Source organism: Intestinimonas sp. UBA1698 (assembly GCF_002320075.1).
Lineage (GTDB): Bacteria > Bacillota > Clostridia > Oscillospirales > Oscillospiraceae > Intestinimonas > Intestinimonas massiliensis.
The window spans coordinates 115,369-135,047 of record NZ_DCJO01000013.1; the positions used below are offsets into that span (position 1 = coordinate 115,369).

13 protein-coding genes are annotated in these 19,679 nt (G+C 65.4%); 7 read left to right on the forward strand and 6 right to left on the reverse strand.

The genetic code is table 11. From position 1 onward, the window contains the following. Positions 1 to 6: 6 nt before the first annotated feature. Together B3H64_RS03160 and B3H64_RS03165 are read left to right on the forward strand one after the other, a co-directional pair. On the forward strand, positions 7 to 2,727 hold the full coding sequence (locus tag B3H64_RS03160; protein ID WP_286732872.1) for an FtsK/SpoIIIE family DNA translocase: 2,721 nt from the start codon (positions 7 to 9) through the stop codon (positions 2,725 to 2,727). A 14-nt stretch (positions 2,728 to 2,741) separates the two neighbouring features. Further along, positions 2,742 to 3,152: a GNAT family N-acetyltransferase gene (locus tag B3H64_RS03165; protein ID WP_286732874.1), complete on the forward strand. Its 411-nt coding sequence runs from the start codon at positions 2,742 to 2,744 to the stop codon at positions 3,150 to 3,152. Between the two features lie 76 nt (positions 3,153 to 3,228). On the opposite strand, the gene B3H64_RS03170 is transcribed toward B3H64_RS03165, so the two are convergent. The 4 genes from B3H64_RS03170 to B3H64_RS03185 all read right to left on the reverse strand — a co-directional run bounded on the left by B3H64_RS03170 (position 3,229) and on the right by B3H64_RS03185 (position 6,122). Further along, positions 3,229 to 3,402, reverse strand: coding sequence for a FeoB-associated Cys-rich membrane protein (locus tag B3H64_RS03170; RefSeq protein ID WP_094762377.1), 174 nt, complete (start codon positions 3,400 to 3,402; stop codon positions 3,229 to 3,231). 28 nt (positions 3,403 to 3,430) lie between these two features. Beyond that, complete coding sequence (gene feoB, locus B3H64_RS03175; protein ID WP_286732877.1) at positions 3,431 to 5,599, reverse strand: ferrous iron transport protein B; 2,169 nt, start codon at positions 5,597 to 5,599, stop codon at positions 3,431 to 3,433. Positions 5,600 to 5,673: 74 nt separating this feature from the next. Then, positions 5,674 to 5,895, reverse strand: a complete 222-nt coding sequence (locus B3H64_RS03180; RefSeq protein WP_050617889.1) for a FeoA family protein — start codon at positions 5,893 to 5,895, stop codon at positions 5,674 to 5,676. A gap of 17 nt (positions 5,896 to 5,912) precedes the next feature. Then, on the reverse strand, positions 5,913 to 6,122 hold the full coding sequence (locus tag B3H64_RS03185) for a FeoA family protein (protein WP_050617890.1): 210 nt from the start codon (positions 6,120 to 6,122) through the stop codon (positions 5,913 to 5,915). 226 nt (positions 6,123 to 6,348) lie between these two features. On the opposite strand from B3H64_RS03185, the gene B3H64_RS03190 reads away from it, so the two are divergent. The 3 genes from B3H64_RS03190 (at position 6,349) to B3H64_RS03200 (ending at position 12,379) form a co-directional block, all read left to right on the forward strand. After that, on the forward strand, positions 6,349 to 7,140 hold the full coding sequence (locus tag B3H64_RS03190; RefSeq protein ID WP_238074754.1) for a ZIP family metal transporter: 792 nt from the start codon (positions 6,349 to 6,351) through the stop codon (positions 7,138 to 7,140). 95 nt (positions 7,141 to 7,235) lie between these two features. After that, positions 7,236 to 10,301 carry a UvrD-helicase domain-containing protein gene (locus B3H64_RS03195; RefSeq protein WP_286732881.1) on the forward strand — a complete coding sequence of 1,022 codons (3,066 nt, stop codon included), beginning with the start codon at positions 7,236 to 7,238 and terminating at the stop codon, positions 10,299 to 10,301. An 86-nt stretch (positions 10,302 to 10,387) separates the two neighbouring features. Then, a complete protein-coding gene (locus tag B3H64_RS03200) occupies positions 10,388 to 12,379 on the forward strand; it encodes a fructose-bisphosphatase class III (protein ID WP_050617893.1) in 1,992 nt (663 codons plus the stop codon). A 58-nt stretch (positions 12,380 to 12,437) separates the two neighbouring features. Here the strand turns inward: B3H64_RS03200 and B3H64_RS03205 are convergent, their stop codons facing one another. Then, entirely contained in the window at positions 12,438 to 13,169 is a 732-nt protein-coding gene (locus tag B3H64_RS03205) for a GntR family transcriptional regulator (RefSeq protein WP_050617894.1), read from the reverse strand. A 245-nt stretch (positions 13,170 to 13,414) separates the two neighbouring features. On the opposite strand from B3H64_RS03205, the gene B3H64_RS03210 reads away from it, so the two are divergent. Together B3H64_RS03210 and B3H64_RS03215 are read left to right on the forward strand one after the other, a co-directional pair. Next, on the forward strand, positions 13,415 to 15,481 hold the full coding sequence (locus B3H64_RS03210; RefSeq protein ID WP_286732884.1) for an LTA synthase family protein: 2,067 nt from the start codon (positions 13,415 to 13,417) through the stop codon (positions 15,479 to 15,481). A 2-nt stretch (positions 15,482 to 15,483) separates the two neighbouring features. Then, the gene (locus B3H64_RS03215; protein ID WP_286732887.1) at positions 15,484 to 16,788 is read left to right on the forward strand and encodes a M18 family aminopeptidase; all 1,305 of its coding nucleotides are present in this window, start codon (positions 15,484 to 15,486) and stop codon (positions 16,786 to 16,788) included. Between the two features lie 515 nt (positions 16,789 to 17,303). Here the strand turns inward: B3H64_RS03215 and B3H64_RS03225 are convergent. Continuing rightward, complete coding sequence (locus B3H64_RS03225) at positions 17,304 to 19,664, reverse strand: hypothetical protein (RefSeq protein WP_238074760.1); 2,361 nt, start codon at positions 19,662 to 19,664, stop codon at positions 17,304 to 17,306. Positions 19,665 to 19,679: the final 15 nt, after the last annotated feature.

Sequence of the window (19,679 nt, forward strand, 5' to 3'; positions counted from 1 at the left end):
ACCTACATGGCATCGACACAAAAGAAATCCACCGGAGGAAAGCGGACGGCCCCGTCCTCCTCCGGTAAGCGGGCCGGCGCTTCCGCATCCCGGAGCGGCGGGAGCCGGAAGGCCGCCCCGGCGCCCAAGCCCATCCGGCGGGAGGTGGGGGCGGGGGTGTGCATCCTTCTGGCCTTCCTCACTGCCCTGGGCTGCTTCCATGTGGACGCCTGGCTGATCGACCTATTCTGCAACCTGCTGCGGGGCCTGCTGGGCTACGGCTTTTGGGCCGTGCCCGTCATGCTGGCGGTCGCCGGAGGCATCCTGGCCTTCCACCGGGGCCGCCCGGTCCGGCTGCGGGTGTGGTGCGCCCTGCTGACCCCGGTGCTCTTCGGCTGCCTGCTCCACCTGTTCCTGGCCTCCGGCGAAGCCCTCGTCTGGGGCTGGTCCCTGTTCCCGGAGCTGTGGAAGAGCGGCGTGGCCATGACCAGCGGCGGCGCAGTCAGCGGCCTGCTGGCCCAGCTCTGCATCGCGGGCATCAGCAAATACGGGGCCGGCGCGGTTTTCATCGTGGGCACCGCCCTGCTGCTGCTGGCCGCCTTCAACCTGACGGTCGTGGATGTGGTGGACTACATCCGCAGCCGCCCCCACCCGGAATATGAGGAAGAGGAGCTCCCCGAGCCACCGCGCTCCCGCAGGACCCAGCGGCCGGAGCCCACCCCACAGGCCCAGTCCGCAGCCCGGCGGGCCGACATCGATATCCCGGTGGACGACGGGCCCCTGGCCGGGGAGGCCAGACCCCAGCCGGAGGAGGTCCTTACCCCCCGGAAGGAGCGGCTGTTCAACCGCAAGCCCTCGGTGCGCACTCCCGACCAGGTCCTCACTGGGGCGCGGCCCATGGAGGCCCCGCCTTCCGCGCCGGCGGCCCCGGCGGAGCCGGCCGTTTCTCCGGAAGTTCCGGACGCCTCCGCCCCCGTGCCGGCACCCTTTGCCCCGGCCCCCGCGGCCCCGGCGGCCCCGGTTCCCGACCCGACTCCCATGCCGGAGATCCAGCGGGAACCGGCTGTGGAGAAGGTGAAAAAGTCCGACGCCGCCCAGGCTGCCGCCGAGGTGGCTCAGGAGGTGGAGAAGAAGCTGGAGGAGGGTCGGGCGGCCTATCAGTACCCGCCGGTCTCCCTGCTGCTGGAGGGGGGCGGCGATGTGGGCGTGGGGGCGGCCAAGGAGCTGCAGGCCAACCAGGCCCGCCTGGCCGACACCATCCAGTCCTTCGGCGTGGAGGCCCGCATGGTCAACGTGGTGCGGGGCCCCTCGGTGACCCGGTACGAAATGGAGTTGGAGCAGGGGGTCAAGCTCAACAAGATCACCAATCTGGCCGACGACATTGCCCTGGCCCTGGGGGCCACCGGCGTGCGCATCGCCCCTATCCCCGATAAAATTTCCACCGTGGGCATCGAGGTGCCCAACAAGCTGGTGAGTCCCGTCCACATCCACGAGGTCATCGACTCCAAGGAGTTCCGGGACCACCCCTCCAAGGTGGCCTTTGCCGTGGGCAAGGACATCGGCGGCAGCTGCATCGTGGGCAACATCGCCAAGCTGCCCCACCTGCTCATCGCCGGCACCACCGGCTCCGGCAAGTCGGTGTGCACCAACTCCCTCATCATCTCCCTGCTCTACAAGGCCACCCCCGAGGAGGTCCGCCTCATCATGGTGGACCCCAAGATGGTGGAACTGGGCATCTACAACGGCATCCCCCACCTGCTCATCCCCGTGGTCACCGACCCCAAGAAGGCCGCCGGGGCTCTCCAATGGGCGGTGACCGAGATGATGAAGCGCTACCGGGCCTTTTCCGAGGTGGGGGTCCGGGACCTGGCTTCTTACAACGCCCACGCCGCCCGGACCGAGGGGATGGACAAGATGCCCCAGGTGGTGGTGGTGATCGACGAGCTGGCCGACCTGATGCTGGTGGCCGCCAAGGAAGTGGAGGAGTCCATCTGCCGGGTGGCCCAGATGGGCCGCGCCGCCGGAATGCACCTCATCATCGCCACCCAGCGGCCCTCCGCCGACGTGATCACCGGCCTGATGAAGGCCAACATCCCCAGCCGCATCGCCTTTGCCGTGGCCTCCTCGCTGGAGTCCCGCATCATTCTGGACACCACCGGTGCGGAGAAGCTGGTGGGCAAGGGCGACATGCTCTACTTCCCCCTGGGCTCCGGCAAGCCGCAGCGGGTCCAGGGCTGCCTCATCTCGGACGAGGAGGTGGCCGCCGTGGTGGAGTTTATCAAGAAGCAGTCCACCGCCGAGTACGACGAGGAGGTGCTCCACGAGATCGAGCAGCACGCCGCCGAGAAGGAGAAGGGCGCCAAGGGCGTGGGCGGCTCCGCCCCCGAAGAGGTGGGGGACGAGTACGACGAGCTGCTCCCCGCTGCCATCGAGGTGGTGGTGGACACCGGCATGGCCTCGGTATCCATGCTCCAGCGGCGGCTGAAGCTGGGCTATTCCCGGGCCGCCCGGCTGGTGGACCAGATGGAGGAGAAGGGCGTGGTGGGCCCCTTCGAGGGCTCCAAGCCCCGGCAGGTCCTCATCACCAAAGAGCAGTGGCAGGAGATGCAGTTCCGCCAGGGCATGGTGGACAAGGCCCCCGACCTGCCGCCCGGGATGCCCCCCCTCTCTGAGCCGGTGCCCGACGAGCTGGAATTTGAGGGGGACGCCATGCCCCAGAGCCGGGAGGCTCCCCCCTTCGACCTGTGAGGAGGGGGAACGACATGGAACCCTATGCGATCCTGCCTGCCACGGAGGAGGAGGTGGAGGCGGTCCACGCCGGACTGCGGGCCTATAACCGGAACTACTGTCCCGATGCAGAGGACCTGTCCCGGGCGGTCCGGGACGAGGCGGGCCGGGTCGTGGCCGGGACAGACTGCTTCCGCATGGGCACCCTGGTGCTGGTGGACGTCCTCTGGGTGGACGAGTCCTGCCGCGGCCAGGGCCTGGGGGCGCGGCTGCTGGCCGCCGCCGAGACCGACGGGCGCCGCCGGGGGGCCAGAAGGGTGGAGCTGAACACCTTCGGCTTTCAGGCCCCCGGCTTCTGTGAGAAGCTGGGATACCGGCTCATCGGCAGTGTGGAGCCCTCCGTGGGGGACTACGGACACTATTATTATGCAAAAGAGCTGACATAACGGCACACGTCCCCCGGAGGCAGCGCCTCCGGGGGACATTTGCGGCAGGGGACAAAAAGGAAGAACGAAACCGGGTTCAGGAGTGGCCTTTTGGGGGGGAGGCGTGGCAGCCGCCGCAGCAACTGGAACAGCTTCCGCCGCAGGCGGAACAGCCGCCGCCTCCGGTTTTGTGCCGACGGACCATGTGGCGTACGAGAAGGGTCACGCCGGCCAACAGAAGCAGACCGACGATGATGGTAGCAGGGGTCATGGAAAAAGCTCCTTTCTAGAGGGAAGGCTCAGGCGTGGACGGCGTCCACCGCCCGCAGCCGTTCGCCCTCGCCGCGGTAGCCCTTGCGGAAGAGCAGCCAGAGGTAGACAGCCAGCACGACCAGGGCGGCCGCCGTTCCGGCGCGGAAGCCGCCGCCGGTGAAGGCCAGGCCAAACTGGTACACCATCAGGGCGATGGTATAGGCGAACACGCACTGATAGCCTACGGCGAAGAGCGTCCATTTGGGGTTGTTCATCTCCCGCTTGATGGCGCCGATGGCGGCGAAGCAGGGGGCGCACAGCAGGTTGAAGATCAGGAAGGAATAGGCGGACAGGGTGGTGAAATGGGCGGCGATGGGGGCCAGTCCGGCAAAGTCGCCCTCCTCCACCATGCCGAGGGCGTCGCCCGCCACGCCGTAGAGGGAGCCGAACACACCCACGACCTCTTCCTTGGCCACCAGACCCATGACGGTGGCCACGACGGGCTGCCAGGTCTCAAAGCCCAGGGGCCGGAAGAGGAACAGGACGGCGGAGCCGATGACGGCCAGCAGGGAGTGGTCCATATCATCCACCAGGCCGAAGGAGCCGTCCACGAAGCCCAGATTGGAGGTGACCCAGATGAAGATGGAGGCCAGAACGATGACGGTGCCGGCCCGTTTGATAAAGGACCAGCCCCGCTCCCAGGTGCCACGCAGGATGTTGACGGCCTTGGGGGCGTGATAGGGGGGCAGCTCCATGACGAAGGGGGCGGGGTCGCCGGCAAACGGCTTGGTTTTCTTCAGGATGATGCCGGAGAGAACAATGGCGGCCACCCCGATGAAGTAGGCGGAGGGGGCCACCCAGGAGGCCCCGCCGAAGATGGCGCCCGCGATCAGGCCCACGATGGGCATCTTGGCGCCGCAGGGGATAAAGGTGGTGGTCATGATGGTCATCTTGCGGTCGCGGTCCTGCTCAATGGTGCGGGAGGCCATAATGCCGGGCACGCCGCAGCCGGAGCCGATGAGCATGGGGATGAAGGATTTGCCGGACAGGCCGAAGCGGCGGAAGATGCGGTCCATGATGAAGGCGACGCGGGCCATATAGCCGCAGTCCTCCAGGATGCACAGCATGAGGAAGAGCACCAGCATCTGCGGCACAAAGCCCAGCACGGCGCCCACGCCGCCCACGATGCCGTCCACAATCAGGCTGGTGAGCCAGTCGGCGGTGCCGATGCCGGCCAAGAAGCCGCCCAGGGGGGCTTGAATCCACTCGGCCACGAAGGTGTCGTTGGTCCAGCCGGTGAGGATGTCGCCCACGGTGCTGATGGAGATGTAATAGACCACGTACATCACCACGGCGAAGATGGGCAGGGCCAGCCAGCGGTTGGTGACGATGCGGTCGATCTTGTCCGAGGGGGACAGGCCGGAGCGGCCCTTTCTGACGCAGCGGGCCACCAGCTTGGAGATGTATTCGTAGCGCTCGTTGGTGATGATGGACTCCCTGTCGTCGTCCATGGCGGTCTCACAGGTCTTGACGACGGCGGCCACCTGATCCGCGGTCTCGGCGCTCAGGGGCAGGGAGGCGAGCACCTTCTCATCCTGCTCGAAGAGCTTGACTGCGTACCAGCGGACGCTTTCCGCCGGCACCAGGCCGGAAATTTGGCCCTCGATCTCACCCAGCGCATCCTCCACCACCGGGGCGAAGGCGTGCTTGGGGGTGAAAGGCCCGCCGGCGGCGGCCACCTGAGCGGCCTTCTCGGCCGCGGCGATGCAGCCCTCTCCCTTGATGGCGGAGGTCTCTACCACCGGACAGCCCAGAGCGGCGGACAGCTTGGCCCCGTCAATTTGGTCTCCGTTTTTCCGCACCACGTCCATCATGTTTAGGGCAATGACCACGGGGATACCCAGCTCCAGAAGCTGGGTGGTGAGGTACAGGTTGCGCTCGATGTTGGAGGCGTCCACCAGGTTCAGGATGACGTCGGGCTTCTCCTGGATGAGGTAATTCCGGGCCACCACCTCCTCCAGGGTGTAGGGGGACAGGGAGTAAATGCCGGGCAGGTCCATAATGGACACGTCCTTGCGGCCCTTCAGCCTGCCCTCTTTCTTCTCCACCGTCACGCCCGGCCAGTTGCCCACGAATTGGTTGGCGCCGGTTAGGGCGTTGAACATGGTGGTTTTGCCGCAGTTGGGATTGCCCGCCAGGGCAATGGTAATCGACATGTTCGAATTCCTCCTCCTTAGTTAGTTTTGGCTAACCGAATCTGAAATACATGGGGCGGTTTCGGACCGCCCCGTTACTCCACCTGGATGCTCTCGGCGTCTCCTTTTCGGATGGACAGCTCGTAGCCGCGGACGGTGACCTCCACCGGGTCGCCCAGGGGGGCTACCTTGCGGACATACACCGACGTGCCCTTGGTGATGCCCATGTCCATGATGCGCCGCCGGAGGGCGCCCTCGCCGCCCAGCCGGACCACCTTGACGGTCTGACCGGGCTTTACGCTTTTTAAGGTCTGCATTTCCAATCCTCCTGTACTCACACAAAAATACGGTTGGCCATACTTTTGCTCAGGGCCACCCGGGTGTTCTTCACGTTGACGATCAGGTTGCCGCCCAGCTCAGAGATCACGGTTACCGACCCGCCCTCCACAAAGCCCAGACTGGCCAGAAATCGCCGGGTCTCGTCCCTCCCGCTGATTTTCCGGACGGTGGTTTCGGCGCCCGGTACCGCCATAGACAACGGCATGATACAGATCACCTCCTGAATTTAGTCAAGCCTAACTCTCGGGGAAAGGCGTGGAGGTTAGAAGGCGCTAACCTCCGGGAACGTGGATAGTTTACCATCGCTAACCACAGATGTCAATCCCTATTTTGGAAAATTGTTTGGAAGCGGCGGATGGTTGACAGAGGAGGGCGTATATGATAAAGTAAAGGCGGTTAGCTACCTCTAACTTTTGAAAGGAGTGAACTTTATGACGCAATCGCTGCTCTGGGCGGCCGGGGGCACGGGGTTTACCTTCCTGATGACCTCTCTGGGCGCCGCAGTGGTGTTCTTTTTTCGCAGGCAGGTGACGGCCTCGGCCCAACGGATCTTTCTGGGATTCGCCGCCGGGGTGATGATCGCCGCCTCGGTCTGGTCTCTGCTTATCCCCGCCATTGAGGAGGCCGAGGGGGCTGGGCAGGTGGGGTGGGTCCCGGCGGCGGGCGGGTTTGTTTTGGGTGTGGCCTTCCTGATGGCGCTGGACGGCATCCTGCCCCACCTCCACCCCGGCGCACGGGAGCCGGAGGGAGCCAGGAGCAAGCTGCACCGGACCACCCTGCTCATCTTCGCCGTCACTCTGCACAACATTCCGGAGGGTATGGCGGTGGGCCTGTCCTTTGCCCTGGCGGCCCAGCACAATGACCCGGCCCTCTACGCCGGAGCCATGGCGCTGGCAGTGGGCATGGGCATCCAGAACTTTCCCGAAGGGGCGGCCATCGCGCTACCCCTGCGGCAGGAGGGCGTGGGCCGGACGAGAGCCTTCCTGTGGGGCAGCCTGTCCGGGCTGGTAGAGCCGGTGTTCGGCCTCCTCACCGTCCTCCTCGCCGGGAGCATCCAGCCCCTGATGCCCTGGTTGCTCTCCTTTGCGGCGGGGGCCATGCTCTATGTGGTGGTAGAGGAGCTGATTCCCGAGGCCCACCTGGGGGAGCACTCCAACGTGGGCACCCTGGGGGTCATGGGAGGCTTTTTGGTGATGATGATTCTGGACGTGGCCCTGGGATAGATGTCTGCGTGCGCCGTCTGAGCCGGGCGGCGCGCTTGCATCTTGACGCCTTGGGCGGTATGATAAGGACAAGAAAACGGCGGGAGGGACGCGCCATGCTCATTGCGGATCTGCATATCCACTCCAAGTATTCCCGGGCCACCAGCAAGGACTGCGGGCCGGAGGCCCTGGACCTATGGGCCCGGAAGAAGGGCATTGGTCTGGTGGGTACCGGGGACTTTACCCACCCGGCCTGGCGGGCCGAGCTGCGGGAAAAGCTGCTCCCCGCCGGAGGGGGACTCTATACGCTGAAGGACGGGGGGACGGGCGGTCCGCCGGGGGCGGAGCCGCCCCGGTTCGTGGTCACCGGAGAGATCAGCACCATTTACAAAAAAGACGGCAGGACCCGCAAGGTCCACAGCCTGATTCTGCTGCCCTCCCTGGAGGCCGCCGAGGACCTGTCCCACCGGCTGGAGGCCATCGGCAATCTCCACTCCGACGGGCGGCCCATCCTGGGGCTGGACTGCCGGGATCTGCTGGAGATCACGCTGGAGTCCTGCCCCCAGGCGGTGTTCGTCCCCGCCCACATCTGGACGCCCCATTTTTCGGTGTTCGGAGCTTTTTCCGGATTCAGCACGCTGGAGGAGTGCTTCGGGGACCTGACGGGCCACATCCGCGCGCTGGAGACAGGCCTGTCCTCTGACCCGCCCATGAACGGGCGGCTGTCGGCTCTGGACGGCTATCGGCTCATCTCCAACTCCGACGCCCACTCCCCGTCCAAGCTGGGCCGGGAGGCCAATCTGCTGGACATCGAGCCCTCCTATTCCGCCCTGGCGGCGGCCATCCAGGAGGGGAAGGGGCTGGTCGGGACCCTGGAATTTTTTCCGGAGGAGGGAAAGTACCACTTTGACGGCCATCGGAACTGCCAGCAGTGCCTGAGCCCGGCGGAAACGGCGGCGGCGGGGGGCCGGTGCCCCGTCTGCGGCAGAAAGCTGACCATCGGGGTGCTCCACCGGGTGGAAGAGCTGGCCGACCGACCGGAGGGCGTTGTGAGGCCGGACGCACCATACTTTGAAAGCCTGGTCCCCCTGCCCGAGGTCATTGCCGCCTCGGAGGGGTGCTCCGCCGCCTCCAAAAGGGTGGAGGCCAAGTATGAACGCCTGCTCCATGCGCTGGGGCCGGAGTTTTACATTTTGCGCCAGGCCCCTCTGGAGGACGTCGGCCGGACGGCGGGCCCCTGCGTGATGGAGGGCATTCGCCGCCTGCGGCAAGGGCGGGTGGAGCGGACCCCTGGCTACGACGGGACCTATGGCAAGATTCAGCTTCTGGACCCGGCGGAGCGGGAGGCCCTGAACGGACAGGTGAGCCTGTTTGGGGTGTCCCCGGCGGCGAAACGGCGGGGACTGGTGGCCGCCCCAAGCGCCGCTGCCGCGGAGAAACGCCCGGCGGCCGAGGAACCGGAAGGGGAGGCCGGTCCCCTGGCGGGGCTCAACGCCGAACAGCGCGCCGCCGTTCTGGACGAGAGCCGGGCCGTGGCGGTGGTGGCCGGGCCCGGCACCGGAAAGACCAAGACGCTGGTGTCCCGCATCGCCTGGATGATCGGGCAGCGGGGCATCCGGCCTGCCGAGATCACCGCCGTCACCTTTACCAATCAGGCGGCGGGAGAGATGCGGGCCCGGCTGGAGCAGGAGCTGGGGAAGAGAGCCGTCCGGGGCCTCACCGTGGGCACCTTCCACGCCATTGCGCTGGATCTGCTGAGGCAGAGGCGAGAGCCGGTCCGACTGCTGGCCGAGCAGGACGCTCTGGCCGAGGCAGCGGGAGTACTGGAGGCCTTGGGGCACAAGGGCTCGCCGCGGAAGCTGCTCCAGGAGGTCTCCCGTCGGAAAACCGGCCTGAAGCTGGAAGGCGGCGGGGACGAGGCGGCCTGCACCGCCTATGCCGCCCGGCTGAAGGAGCTGGGTGCGTTGGATTTTGACGACCTGCTCCTGGCTGCCCTGGCGGCGGCGGAGGAGGGCGCGCCGGACCGGCGTTTCCGCCACCTGCTGGTGGACGAGTTCCAGGACATCGACGGTCTGCAGCTCCGGCTGGTGGGGGCCTGGAACCGGGAGGGGGAGAGCCTCTTCGTCATCGGGGACCCGGATCAGTCCATCTACGGCTTTCGGGGCTCCGCCGCCAACTGCTTTGCCGCCCTGGCGGCGGAGTATCCCGGCCTGAGTACCGTCCGGCTGGTGCAGAATTACCGCTCCACCCCGGAGATCCTGGGCTGCGCCCTGCCGGTCATCGGCAAAAATCCCGGGCCCACCCGTAGGCTGGAGCCCAACCGGGCCCAGGGCGCCCGGCCTCTGCTGGTCACCGCCGACAGCGAGTGGAGCGAGGGTGCATTCATCGCCAAGGAGATCGGGCGTATGGTGGGGGGCGTGGACATGGTGGAGTCCGACCGCTGCGCGCCCCGGAGCGACCGGGACAAGCCCTGGAGCTTCGGCGATATGGCGGTGCTCTACCGAACCCACCGGCAGGCTGAGCTGGTGGAACAGTGCCTGGCCCGGGAGGGCATCCCCTGCGTGGTCGCCGGCCGGGAGGATTTTTTGAGCCATCCCCGGGTGCGGGCGGCGCTGGACTTCTTCCGGCGGCTGATGGACGGCGGGGTCCGGGAGGGGGAGGAGGCCTGGGCAGCCCACTTTTTGCCCGGACTGGGGACCGAGAAGCCCCGACGGCTGCTGGAGGACTGGGCGGAGCGGTCGGGCTGCCGGGAGGAAGGCGCGGTGGAGAAGCTGCTCCACACCGCGGTATTCCACGCCACCATGGCCGAGCTACTCAATACCCTGACATTGGGCGAGGAGGGAGACGTGCGCCGCAGCGGCCGGCGCCGCTACGAGACCGGGGCGGTTATCCTGATGACCCTCCACGGTGCCAAGGGGCTGGAGTTCCCGGTGGTCTTTCTCTGCGGCATCCGTGAGGGGGTCCTCCCACTGGAGAGCAAAGGGCGGCCAAGCGATCCGGAGGAGGAGCGGCGGCTGTTTTACGTGGGCATGACCCGGGCCAGGGACGAGCTGATCCTGCTCACCGGCCGGGAACCCTCCCCCTTTCTGGCGGACATCCCGGCGGGCCGGGTCCGGAGGCTGGCCGCCAATGGCCGGCACAGGCCGGAGAACAGGCAGCTCAGCCTGTTCGACCTGCGGTAGGATTTTTTACACAAGCCGCGTTGTATCCGGCGGCGTCCCGTGCTATAATCAAACCATAAATTGGAACTCAAAGGGGAGGTCACGGTATGAAAAAAACGGAGGCGTACAGCCCGTCCGACTTGCGCTATCTCCAGCTCCTGGCCCGCCAATATCCCACCGTGCAGGCGGCCAGCACCGAGATCATCAATTTGCAGGCCATTATGAATCTGCCCAAGGGGACCGAGCACTTCATCTCCGACATCCACGGGGAGTACGAAGCCTTCCTCCACATCCTAAACTCCGCCTCCGGCGTGGTGCGGGAGAAGATCGACGAACTGTTTGAGTCCACCGTTTCCCGGGCGGACCGGGACCAGCTTGCCACCCTCATCTACTATCCGGCGGAGAAGCTGGAAGAGCTGCGGGACGAGATCGACGACATGAGCGAATGGTACCGCATCACCCTCCACCGGCTCATCGAGGTGTGCCGCCTGGCCACCTCCAAGTACACCCGTTCCAAGGTCCGCAAGGCCCTGCCGCCGGAATACGCCTACATCATTGACGAGCTGCTCAACACCAACTACGAGGTTCACGATAAAAAGGACTACTACGAGAACATCATCAACACCATCATCGACATCGACCGGGCCGAGGACTTCATCGAGGCGGTGTGCGGGGTCATCAAGCGCATGGTGGTGGACCAGCTCCACGTGGTGGGGGACCTGTTCGACCGGGGGCCCCGGGCGGACATCATTCTGGACGCCCTGATGGAGCACCCCAATGTGGACATCCAGTGGGGCAACCACGATGTGCTGTGGATGGGGGCCGCCACCGGCAGCCGCACGGCGGTGGCCACCGTGCTGGCCAACTCCATCCATTACAACAACCTGGAGGTCATCGAGACGGGCTACGGCATCTCCCTGCGGCCCCTGGCCCTCTTCGCCAACGAGGTGTATAAGGACTGCGACTGCTCCTGCTTCCAGGCCAAGTTTGCCGGGGACGACGCCGAGCACTACACCGAGAAGGACAAGGCCCTGGCCGCCCGGATGCACAAGGCCGTCACCGTCATCCTCTTCAAGCTGGAGGGGCAGAAGATCCTGCGCAACCCCGGCTTCGGCATGGAGGACCGGCTGCTGCTGGACAAGATCGACTACGACAGCCAGACCATCGCCATCGGCGGCCACACCTACGCGCTGGCGGATACCGATTTCCCCACGGTGGACCGGGAGCACCCCTATGAGCTGTCCGGGGAGGAGTCAGAGCTCATCGCTCAGCTCACCGCCTCCTTCCAGCGCAGCGAGAAGCTCCAGCGCCATGTCCGGTTCCTGTACTCCAAGGGCGGGCTGTATAAGGTGTGCAACGGCAACCTGCTGCTCCACGGCTGCGTCCCCCTCACCGCCGACGGCAAGCTCCAGACCTTCTCCATCGGCTGCAGGGACTTGGGGGGCAGGGCCTTTCTGGACCACGCCGAGCGGGTGGCCCGTCAGGGCTACTATGCCAAACCGGGCTCGCCCGAGCGCATTCTGGGCCAGGATTTCCTGTGGTTCCTTTGGGCCGGGCGCAACGCGCCCACCTTCGGGCGGGACCGGATGACCACCTTTGAACGGCGGCTCATCAAGGACGAGTCGGCCTGGACCGAGCCCAAAAACGCCTACTATACCTACTACAACGACCCGGAGGTCTGCGACCGGCTGCTGCGGGAGTTCGGCCTGCAAGGGCCCCACTGCCACATCATCAACGGCCACATCCCAGTAAAGTCCAAAAAGGGGGAGAGCCCCATCAAGGGGGGCGGCAAGCTCATCGTCATTGACGGCGGCTTCTGCCGGGCCTACCAGCCCACCACCGGCATCGCCGGGTACACGCTGATCTATAACTCCAACTGCATCCGCATCGTCTCGCACCAGCCCTTCGCCGGCCGGCGGAACGCCATCCGGGAGAATGTGGATATCGCCTCCTCCTCCGAGGTTTTTGAGCGGATGGAGAAGCGCATCAAGATCGCCGAGACCGACGTGGGCGCCCAGCTCCAGAAGCAGGTGGACGACCTGAAGGCCCTGCTGCGGGCCTACAGGATGGGCGCGGTCACCGAGGACCACAAGAGCTGACGCGGAAAATGAAAAACCGCCCGGAACGGCTTGCCGTTCCGGGCGGGCTTTTTGCCTCTTACAGCGCGAAGGTGAACAGGGGGATATCCCTGGCGTCGCCGGGATAGGCGGTGTAGGTGGCGGCCATCAGGTCCATGGTGGCGTCGTATACGTCGGTACACCATACCGACATGCTGTCGGCGCCGTCCAGAAAGCGGGAAGCCGACTGGAGGAAGTCGTATTGGGGCAGGTTGATAAAGACCTTCAGGAACCTGGGCTCCAGGCCGGGCTGAATGCGCAGATAGTCAAAGACAAAGTGGGAACGCAGGTAGTCCAGGGTGGGGGTGATGTCGTCAATGAGGGAGCAGGGGATGTAGGTGTAATCCAGCGACTCGTTGCGCTCGCCGTCCTTGTTGGCCAGGATGATCTCGTAAAAGGGGGTGCCCTCCTCCACCTTGGCCCGCTCGGCCAGCTCGGGATAGGCCCCCATCACACGAAACTGGAGGAGCTGATGGTGACGGCTGCCGGTGACATCCAGCTTGACCGCGGAGGCGAAGGCCTTGGCGCTGGTGGATAGATGGGGGTGGGCGCACACGAAGGTGCCCCGGCCCCGGACCCGCTCCAGCAGGCCCATGAGGGCCATCTCCTTGATGGCCTTGTTGGCGGTGATGCGGGAGACGGAGAATTGCTCGGCCAGCTCCGTCTCCGAGGGAATCTTGCCGCCCACCGGGTATTCTCCGCTGCGGATCTTTTCCGAGACATAATGCTGGATTTTCATATAACCGGGGGTGGCGTTCTCCTGGCTGTGCATACCGATGATCTCCCTTTGGGTTCTGTCTCCAATGTGGAGGCAAAAATGGTAGGACCATTCTCTCACAAATATTATATGGCCTCCACGGAATTTGTCAACACAGGCGGCGCCAATTTGTATATATTTTTGCAGATATGTATAGAGTTTATAGGGCTAAGGAGAGAAAGTGGAGGGAAAGGTTTCCTTTCAGGTGGCTTCGTGTTACAATACATAGCAACGATTTGACCGGAGAAGGGAGGACGAGCATGGACAGACGGCAGATCGCGGCACGGGCGCTCCAGTTCCCGCTGACCATCCTGTGGCTGGAAGGCGTGATCCGGCTGACTTGTGTGGGCGCTCTGGCCGGGCGCGGGTTGGCCTACACCCTCCTGTTCGGCCTGTCCGGCGGGCTGGCCTGCGGGGTTTTGGCCTGCCTGTGGGGTCCCAGGGGCAACCGGCGGGCTGCCTTTTTCCTCACCGGGCTGCTGACGGTGTGGTATATGGCCCAGGCTGCCTACTTCCGGGTGTTCAAGACCTTTTTGACGCTGGATACCGTCACCCTGGCGCGAAGCGCCATGACCGACTACTGGCCGGTGGCCCTCTCGGGCATTCTGGGGGCGCTGCCCATCCTGGCCCTGCTGGCCGTGCCGCTGCTGCTGCTGTGCCTATGGGAGCGGCGGGGCCGCCGGAAGGGGCGCAGGGAGCGGTCCACCCGCCCGTCCTGTTTTGCTCATACCCCCCGGGCCCTGGCGGCCTGCCTGCTGGTGGGGGCAGCGGTAGTCCAACTCACCGCCGTGCTGGCCGTGGCGGCTGACGACCGGGGTATCCAGTCCCCCAGCGAGCTCTACCGGGGGCCGGTGGAGCCCGAGCTCTCGGTGTCGCACTTCGGAGTGCTGACCACCCTGCGCCTGGACGCCCAGCAGCTCCTGGCGGGGGAGCTGCCGGAGCTGGAGCTTGAACCTCCGGTGGGGCGGCCCGCCGCGCCGATGCCCGTCCGCCCGGAGCTGCTGGCCTGGCCGGAGCCCCCGTCGGAGTCCCGGAAGTCCGCCTATGCGCCCAATGTGCTGGACATCGACTTTGCCGGGCTGCTGGCGGAGGAGACCGACCCCGCGGTGGCGGAGCTGCACCAGTATTTCAGCCAGCGGCCCCCCACTTTGAAAAATGAGTATACCGGCCGGTTTGCGGGGAAAAACCTGCTGTTCATCACCGCCGAGGGCTTTTGGAAATATGCGGTGAACGAGACCTATACCCCCACGCTTTGGAAGCTGGCCCACGAGGGCTTTGTCTTTGAAAATTTCTACACCCCCCTGTGGTGGAAGTCCACCACCGACGGAGAGTATACGGTGTGCACCTCGCTGATCCCCACCAGCGCCCGGCGGTCCTTCCAGGCCTCGGCCGGGAACGACATGCCCTTCTGCATGGGCTGGATGCTGCGGGACCGTGGCTATCCTACCGCCGCCTACCACGACCATACCTGGACCTATTACGATCGGAATCTCTCCCACCCCAACATGGGCTACGATTTTTATGCCCTGGGCCACGGGCTGGAGGTGACGGAGAGCTGGCCGGAGTCCGACCTGGAGATGATGCAGCGCACCATCCCCAAGGCCCTGGCGGGGGAGAAGCCGTTCCATAACTACTACATGACGGTCAGCGGCCACATGAACTACAACTTCACCGGCAACGCCATGTCCATCAAGCATCAGGCCGAGGTGGCGGAACTGGACATGAGTGAGGAGGCCGCCGCCTACCTCGCCTGCAACATGGAACTGGACCAGGCCCTGGCCTATACGCTGGAGGAACTGAAAAAGGCGGGGGAGCTGGAGAACACGGTGATCTGCCTGTCCGGCGACCATTACCCCTACGGCATGGACCCGGCCACCTGGGACGAGTTCTATGGCGGGCATATGGACACCGATTTTGAGGTCTATCACAGTACGCTGATCCTCTGGTCGGGCGATATGACCGAGCCCGTGGTGATCGAAAAGCCCTGCGAGAGCCTGGACATTCTGCCCACCCTGCTCAACCTGTTCGGGCTGGAGTACGACTCCCGGCTGCTGGCGGGGCGGGACATCCTGGCCGACGAGCCGGGCCTGGTGATCTTCTCCAACAGGAGCTTTCTCACCGACCTGGGGCGGTACAATGCCCGCACCGATACCTTTGCGCCCAACGAGGGGGCGGCGGTGCCGGATGGATACGCCGTGGAGGTCTATCAGCAGGTAAGGGACCTGTTTGCCTACTCGGTGGCCGTTTTGGACGAGGACTATTACAGCCGGCTAGACCTGTATCCCGGGCGGGCGCGGGTCAGCCGGAGCGATATGGGAGGAATGTAAGAATGCAGACGTTGGACCGACTGATGACCTATCTGGAACACAGCCCCAGTCCCTTTCACGCGGCGGCCAGCGCCGCCGCGCTGCTGGAGGAGGGCGGATTTGTCCGGCTGGAGGAGGGGGATGCCTGGGCCCTGAAGCCCGGGGGACAGTATTATGTTACCCGCAACCAGTCCAGCCTCATCGCCTTCCGGCTGCCCGGCGGCCCTCTGACCGGCTGGCGCATGACCGCCGCCCACAGCGACTCACCCACCTTCCGGGTAAAGAACGACGGCATGGGCGGGGACAAGCGCTATGCCAGGCTGGAGGTGGAGGGTTACGGCGGCATGAACTGCGCTTCCTGGCTGGACCGGCCTCTGACGGTAGCGGGCCGGGTGGTGGTGCGCACCCCGGAGGGGGTGGAGAGCCGCCTGGTGTATCTGGACCGGGACCTGCTCACCATCCCCAGCCTGGCCATCCATCAGCAGCGGGACGTGAACAAGGGTCATGAGTACAACCTCCAGCGGGACATGCAGCCGCTCTTCGGCCTGAACGGCGCGGGGGAGGACCTGGGGGAACAGCTTGCCCGGGCGGCGGGGGTGGAGTATGGGGACCTGCTCTCCACCGACATTGTGCTGTGTCCCCGGCAGAAGCCGGTGCGGCTGGGGGCGGCGGGGGAGCTTTTCCAGGCCCCCCGCATCGACGACCTGGCCTGCGCTTACGCCACCTTGGAGGGCCTGCTCCGGGCCGGACCCAACCCGGCGGCGGGGCAGGTCTACTGCCTCTTCGACAACGAGGAGGTGGGCAGCGGCACCCGCCAGGGGGCCATGAGCAGCTTCCTGCCCGACGTGCTCGCCCGGGCGGCTCTGGCTCTGGGCCTGGGGGAGGAGGAGCGGAGGCGGGCCCTGGCCAACAGCCTGCTCCTCAGCGCCGACAACGGCCATGCCGTCCACCCCAATTTTCCGGAGAAGGCCGACCCGGAGAACCGGGTCTACCCCAATGGCGGCGTGGTGGTCAAGCTCAACGCCAGCCAGAAGTACACCACAACCGGCCTCACCGCCGGGCTGTTCCGGGCCGTCTGCCAGCGGGCCGGGGTACCGGTGCAGGTCTTTGCCAACCGGGCCGACGAGCCCGGCGGCTCCACCCTGGGCAACCTGCTCAGTCACGCCGTCAGCATCCCCATGGTAGACATCGGCATGGCACAGCTCGCCATGCACGCCGCCGTGGAGACGGCGGGGAGCCAGGACCCGGAGCACCTCTCCCGGGCCTGTACGGCCTTTTTTGAAGCGAACTTCACCCAGTGCGCCGACGGCCGGTATGTACTTGGCTGAGGGGACGGGGAGATGAGACCGGAGCATTATGAGCGGGCCGCTTTGGCGCAGGGCTTTCTGGCTCATTTGCCCCAAAACCTGGCACCGGAACAAAGCCAATCGGCGTTGAAGGCCTTGGGATTCAAGCCTTTTCGCTTTGTTCGGTGCGCATTAAAAGAAAGACTGTTGTGTGGCAGAAGTGCGTAAATCCAGATTTGGATTTACGCACTTCTGCCTTTATTCTTATGTCTCGGGAGGTCCTTATCTGGCCACGGAGCCCCTCGGAAAGCTGCCGCTCAAGTTCTCAGCGCCCTGTGTGCTGTCCAGGCGAGGGAGCGATCTCTACCACATCGTGGATCAAATCTTTATCGGGCAGAGCGTGGGCTGTCCGGGCAACGCTGATACCAACGCGGAATCCATTTGGCTCGCAGTGGAGCGCCTGTTTTGACGGCCGGAACAGCAAACCCGGCCCGGTCCAGTTCATCGCGGTAGAGGCATCCCCTCCCGCCGGCAGGGCGGGAGGGGATGAAAGACCTTTATTTGCGGAACAGGCCGGTGATGGCATTCCAGAAGTCCCGGAACATGGCGGCGACGCGGCTCCAGAAGGTGCCCTGATCGGCGCTCTGCTGGGAGAGGGTCTGCTGGGATTCCTCCTCGTCCGCCTTGATCTCCTGGGTACGCATGATGTACTGGACGCTCTGGGGATTGCCGTTCTGCGCCGAGGTGAGGGAGACCGGGACCGCCCCGGCGTCCATCAGCAGCAGGTTGTTGTCCCCGCCGGTGTGGCTGTCCCACTCGTCGTCGATGAGGCTGGTAATGGTGTCCTTAGCGTTGCGGATGGTGCCGGTCTGCTCCAGTCCGGCGGTGGAGCGCCGCAGGGCGTCGCTGAGCCCGCTGAGGGTCTGGCGGGTGCCGTCATCCAGGCTGGGGCCGCTCTGCTTCAGCAGGGCTTCTGCCGAGGAGAGAAAGGCATGGGTGTCCTTCAGGGCCGCCTGGGTGGTGTCGGAGAGGGCCTTGGCGTCGGTCAGGGCCTGCTGGGCCTGGGGCTCGTAGGTGTTCAGGGTGTCGTCCAGCTTCTGGACCAGATCCAGGGCGGTATCGGCGTTTTGGGTCACCCGGTCGGCCAGGTCGCCCAGCTCGTCCAGGTGGTCCAGCAGTCCGGCGGCGTCCCCTTCATGGGCCTTCAAATCCTTTAAGAGGTCGGAAGCCAGCTTGGACAGGCGGGTCAGGTCGTCGCTGAGTCCATCCTCGCCCAGAGCGATGGTGAGGCTCTGGAGGTCGTCCACCACGTTGGCGGTGGGCTTGGCCAGGCCGGAGACCAGGGAGTTAACCTCGTCGATCTTGTCGTTGACCCCGGGGATGGCGCTGTTGGCGGTGTCCAGCAGCTTGAGCTGCTCTTCAAAGTCGGCTTCCTGGGACATCTCCAGCAGCTTTACGGCCAGTTGGGCCTCCTCGGCGGTCTTGCCGGGGCCGCCCATCTCCGTGGGGATCATCAAAAACTGCTCAAAGGTGGTGCCCTCCGGCAGCAGACCGGCGGCCAGCATCTGGTCGTAGGTGGCCTTTCCGGCCTGGACCTCCTCCAGCTTTTCCAGGATCTGCTCCGAGGAGGTAAAGCCGCCGATGTGGATGGTATCCACCTCAGAGACCCCCTTGGCGCCCTTCAGAGCGCTCTCCAGCTTGGCCAGGCTGCGCTCCAGGTCCTCCAGGGCGTCGCTCATATCGCTGAAGTCGTTCTCCAGGTTCCCGGCGATCTGGGCGGCCTCCTTGTTGTAGGACTCGATGCTGCCCGCCAGCTCCTTGAGCTTTTTGGTGTCGGACTGGAGATTTTGGATGGATTTCCGGGCGGCGGAGAGCTCAGGCTTGAGGGCCACCGCGTTCTCCGTCAGGGCGGTGAGGGTGCCGGTGGTGTCGGTCAGGGCCTGAGAGGCGGTGTCCAGGTGGCCGTTCAGGGGGGCCAGGGCCCCGTTCAGGGCGTCCAGGTCAGCCAGAGCGGCGTCGGCGCTGTCGTAGACCTGCCCCTTGCCGCTGGAGATGGTGCCCCGGGCGGCGTTGAGCCGATCCAGGCCGCTGGCGGTGGCGTTGAGGCTGCCGCTCATGCCGTCCAAGGTGTTGAGGATCACGTCCATACTGTCGTTGATGGCGTCGTAGGAGTCCTCCACCTTTTCCTTGGCTTCCCGCAGATCCGCGATCTGGTCGAGCTGCTGGAGGGTGGCGGGGACGGCCAGCAGCACCAAGCCGGAGAAGGAGAAGTCGTCGCTGCCCACCCGGATGGCAAAGTGCTGCTCCTCGCCGGGCATGACCATGAACAGGACGGTGCGCAGGTTGCCCACGAGCTGGACCTCGGCCCCCGGAGCCTCCAGGGAGAGGATGTCGTCGGCGTTGAAGGCGGTGGCGGCGGTGAGGACCAGGTTGTTGCGGCTGTACTCCGAGGCGTTGGGGTTGGGCAGCACGTCCAGGTCGATCTCCACCAGGCCGGTCTTGCCCGCCAGGTCCTCGGCCAGGGCCGGGGCGCCGTTGAGCTTATAGGATACCGAGAAGGTCCAGGGCAGGTCATGGAAGGGCTGCTGGGTCTTGCCCTCGAAGTAGAACCGGGACGGGGCGTCCTCCCCCAGATCGAAGGTGACCGTGCCGTCAGACACGGTGGGGGTGCGGTCGTCGGTGAGGTTGATGATGTCGTCGTAGGTGCCGTAATCGGTAAGGCTGGTGTGACCGTTGGTCTGGTAGCTCTTGACCACGCTGGCGTCCATCAGGCCGCCGTAGTAGTCCAGGGTGGCGTAATAGGACTCGTCGCAGACGGGCTCCAGCTCTCCCGCGGCCAGGGCGGAGGTGCACAGCGGGGCGGCGGCCAGAACGGCGGCGAGGAGCAGCGCCAAGGGGCGCCGATAAGGGGTTTTCATAGGGAACGATCTCCT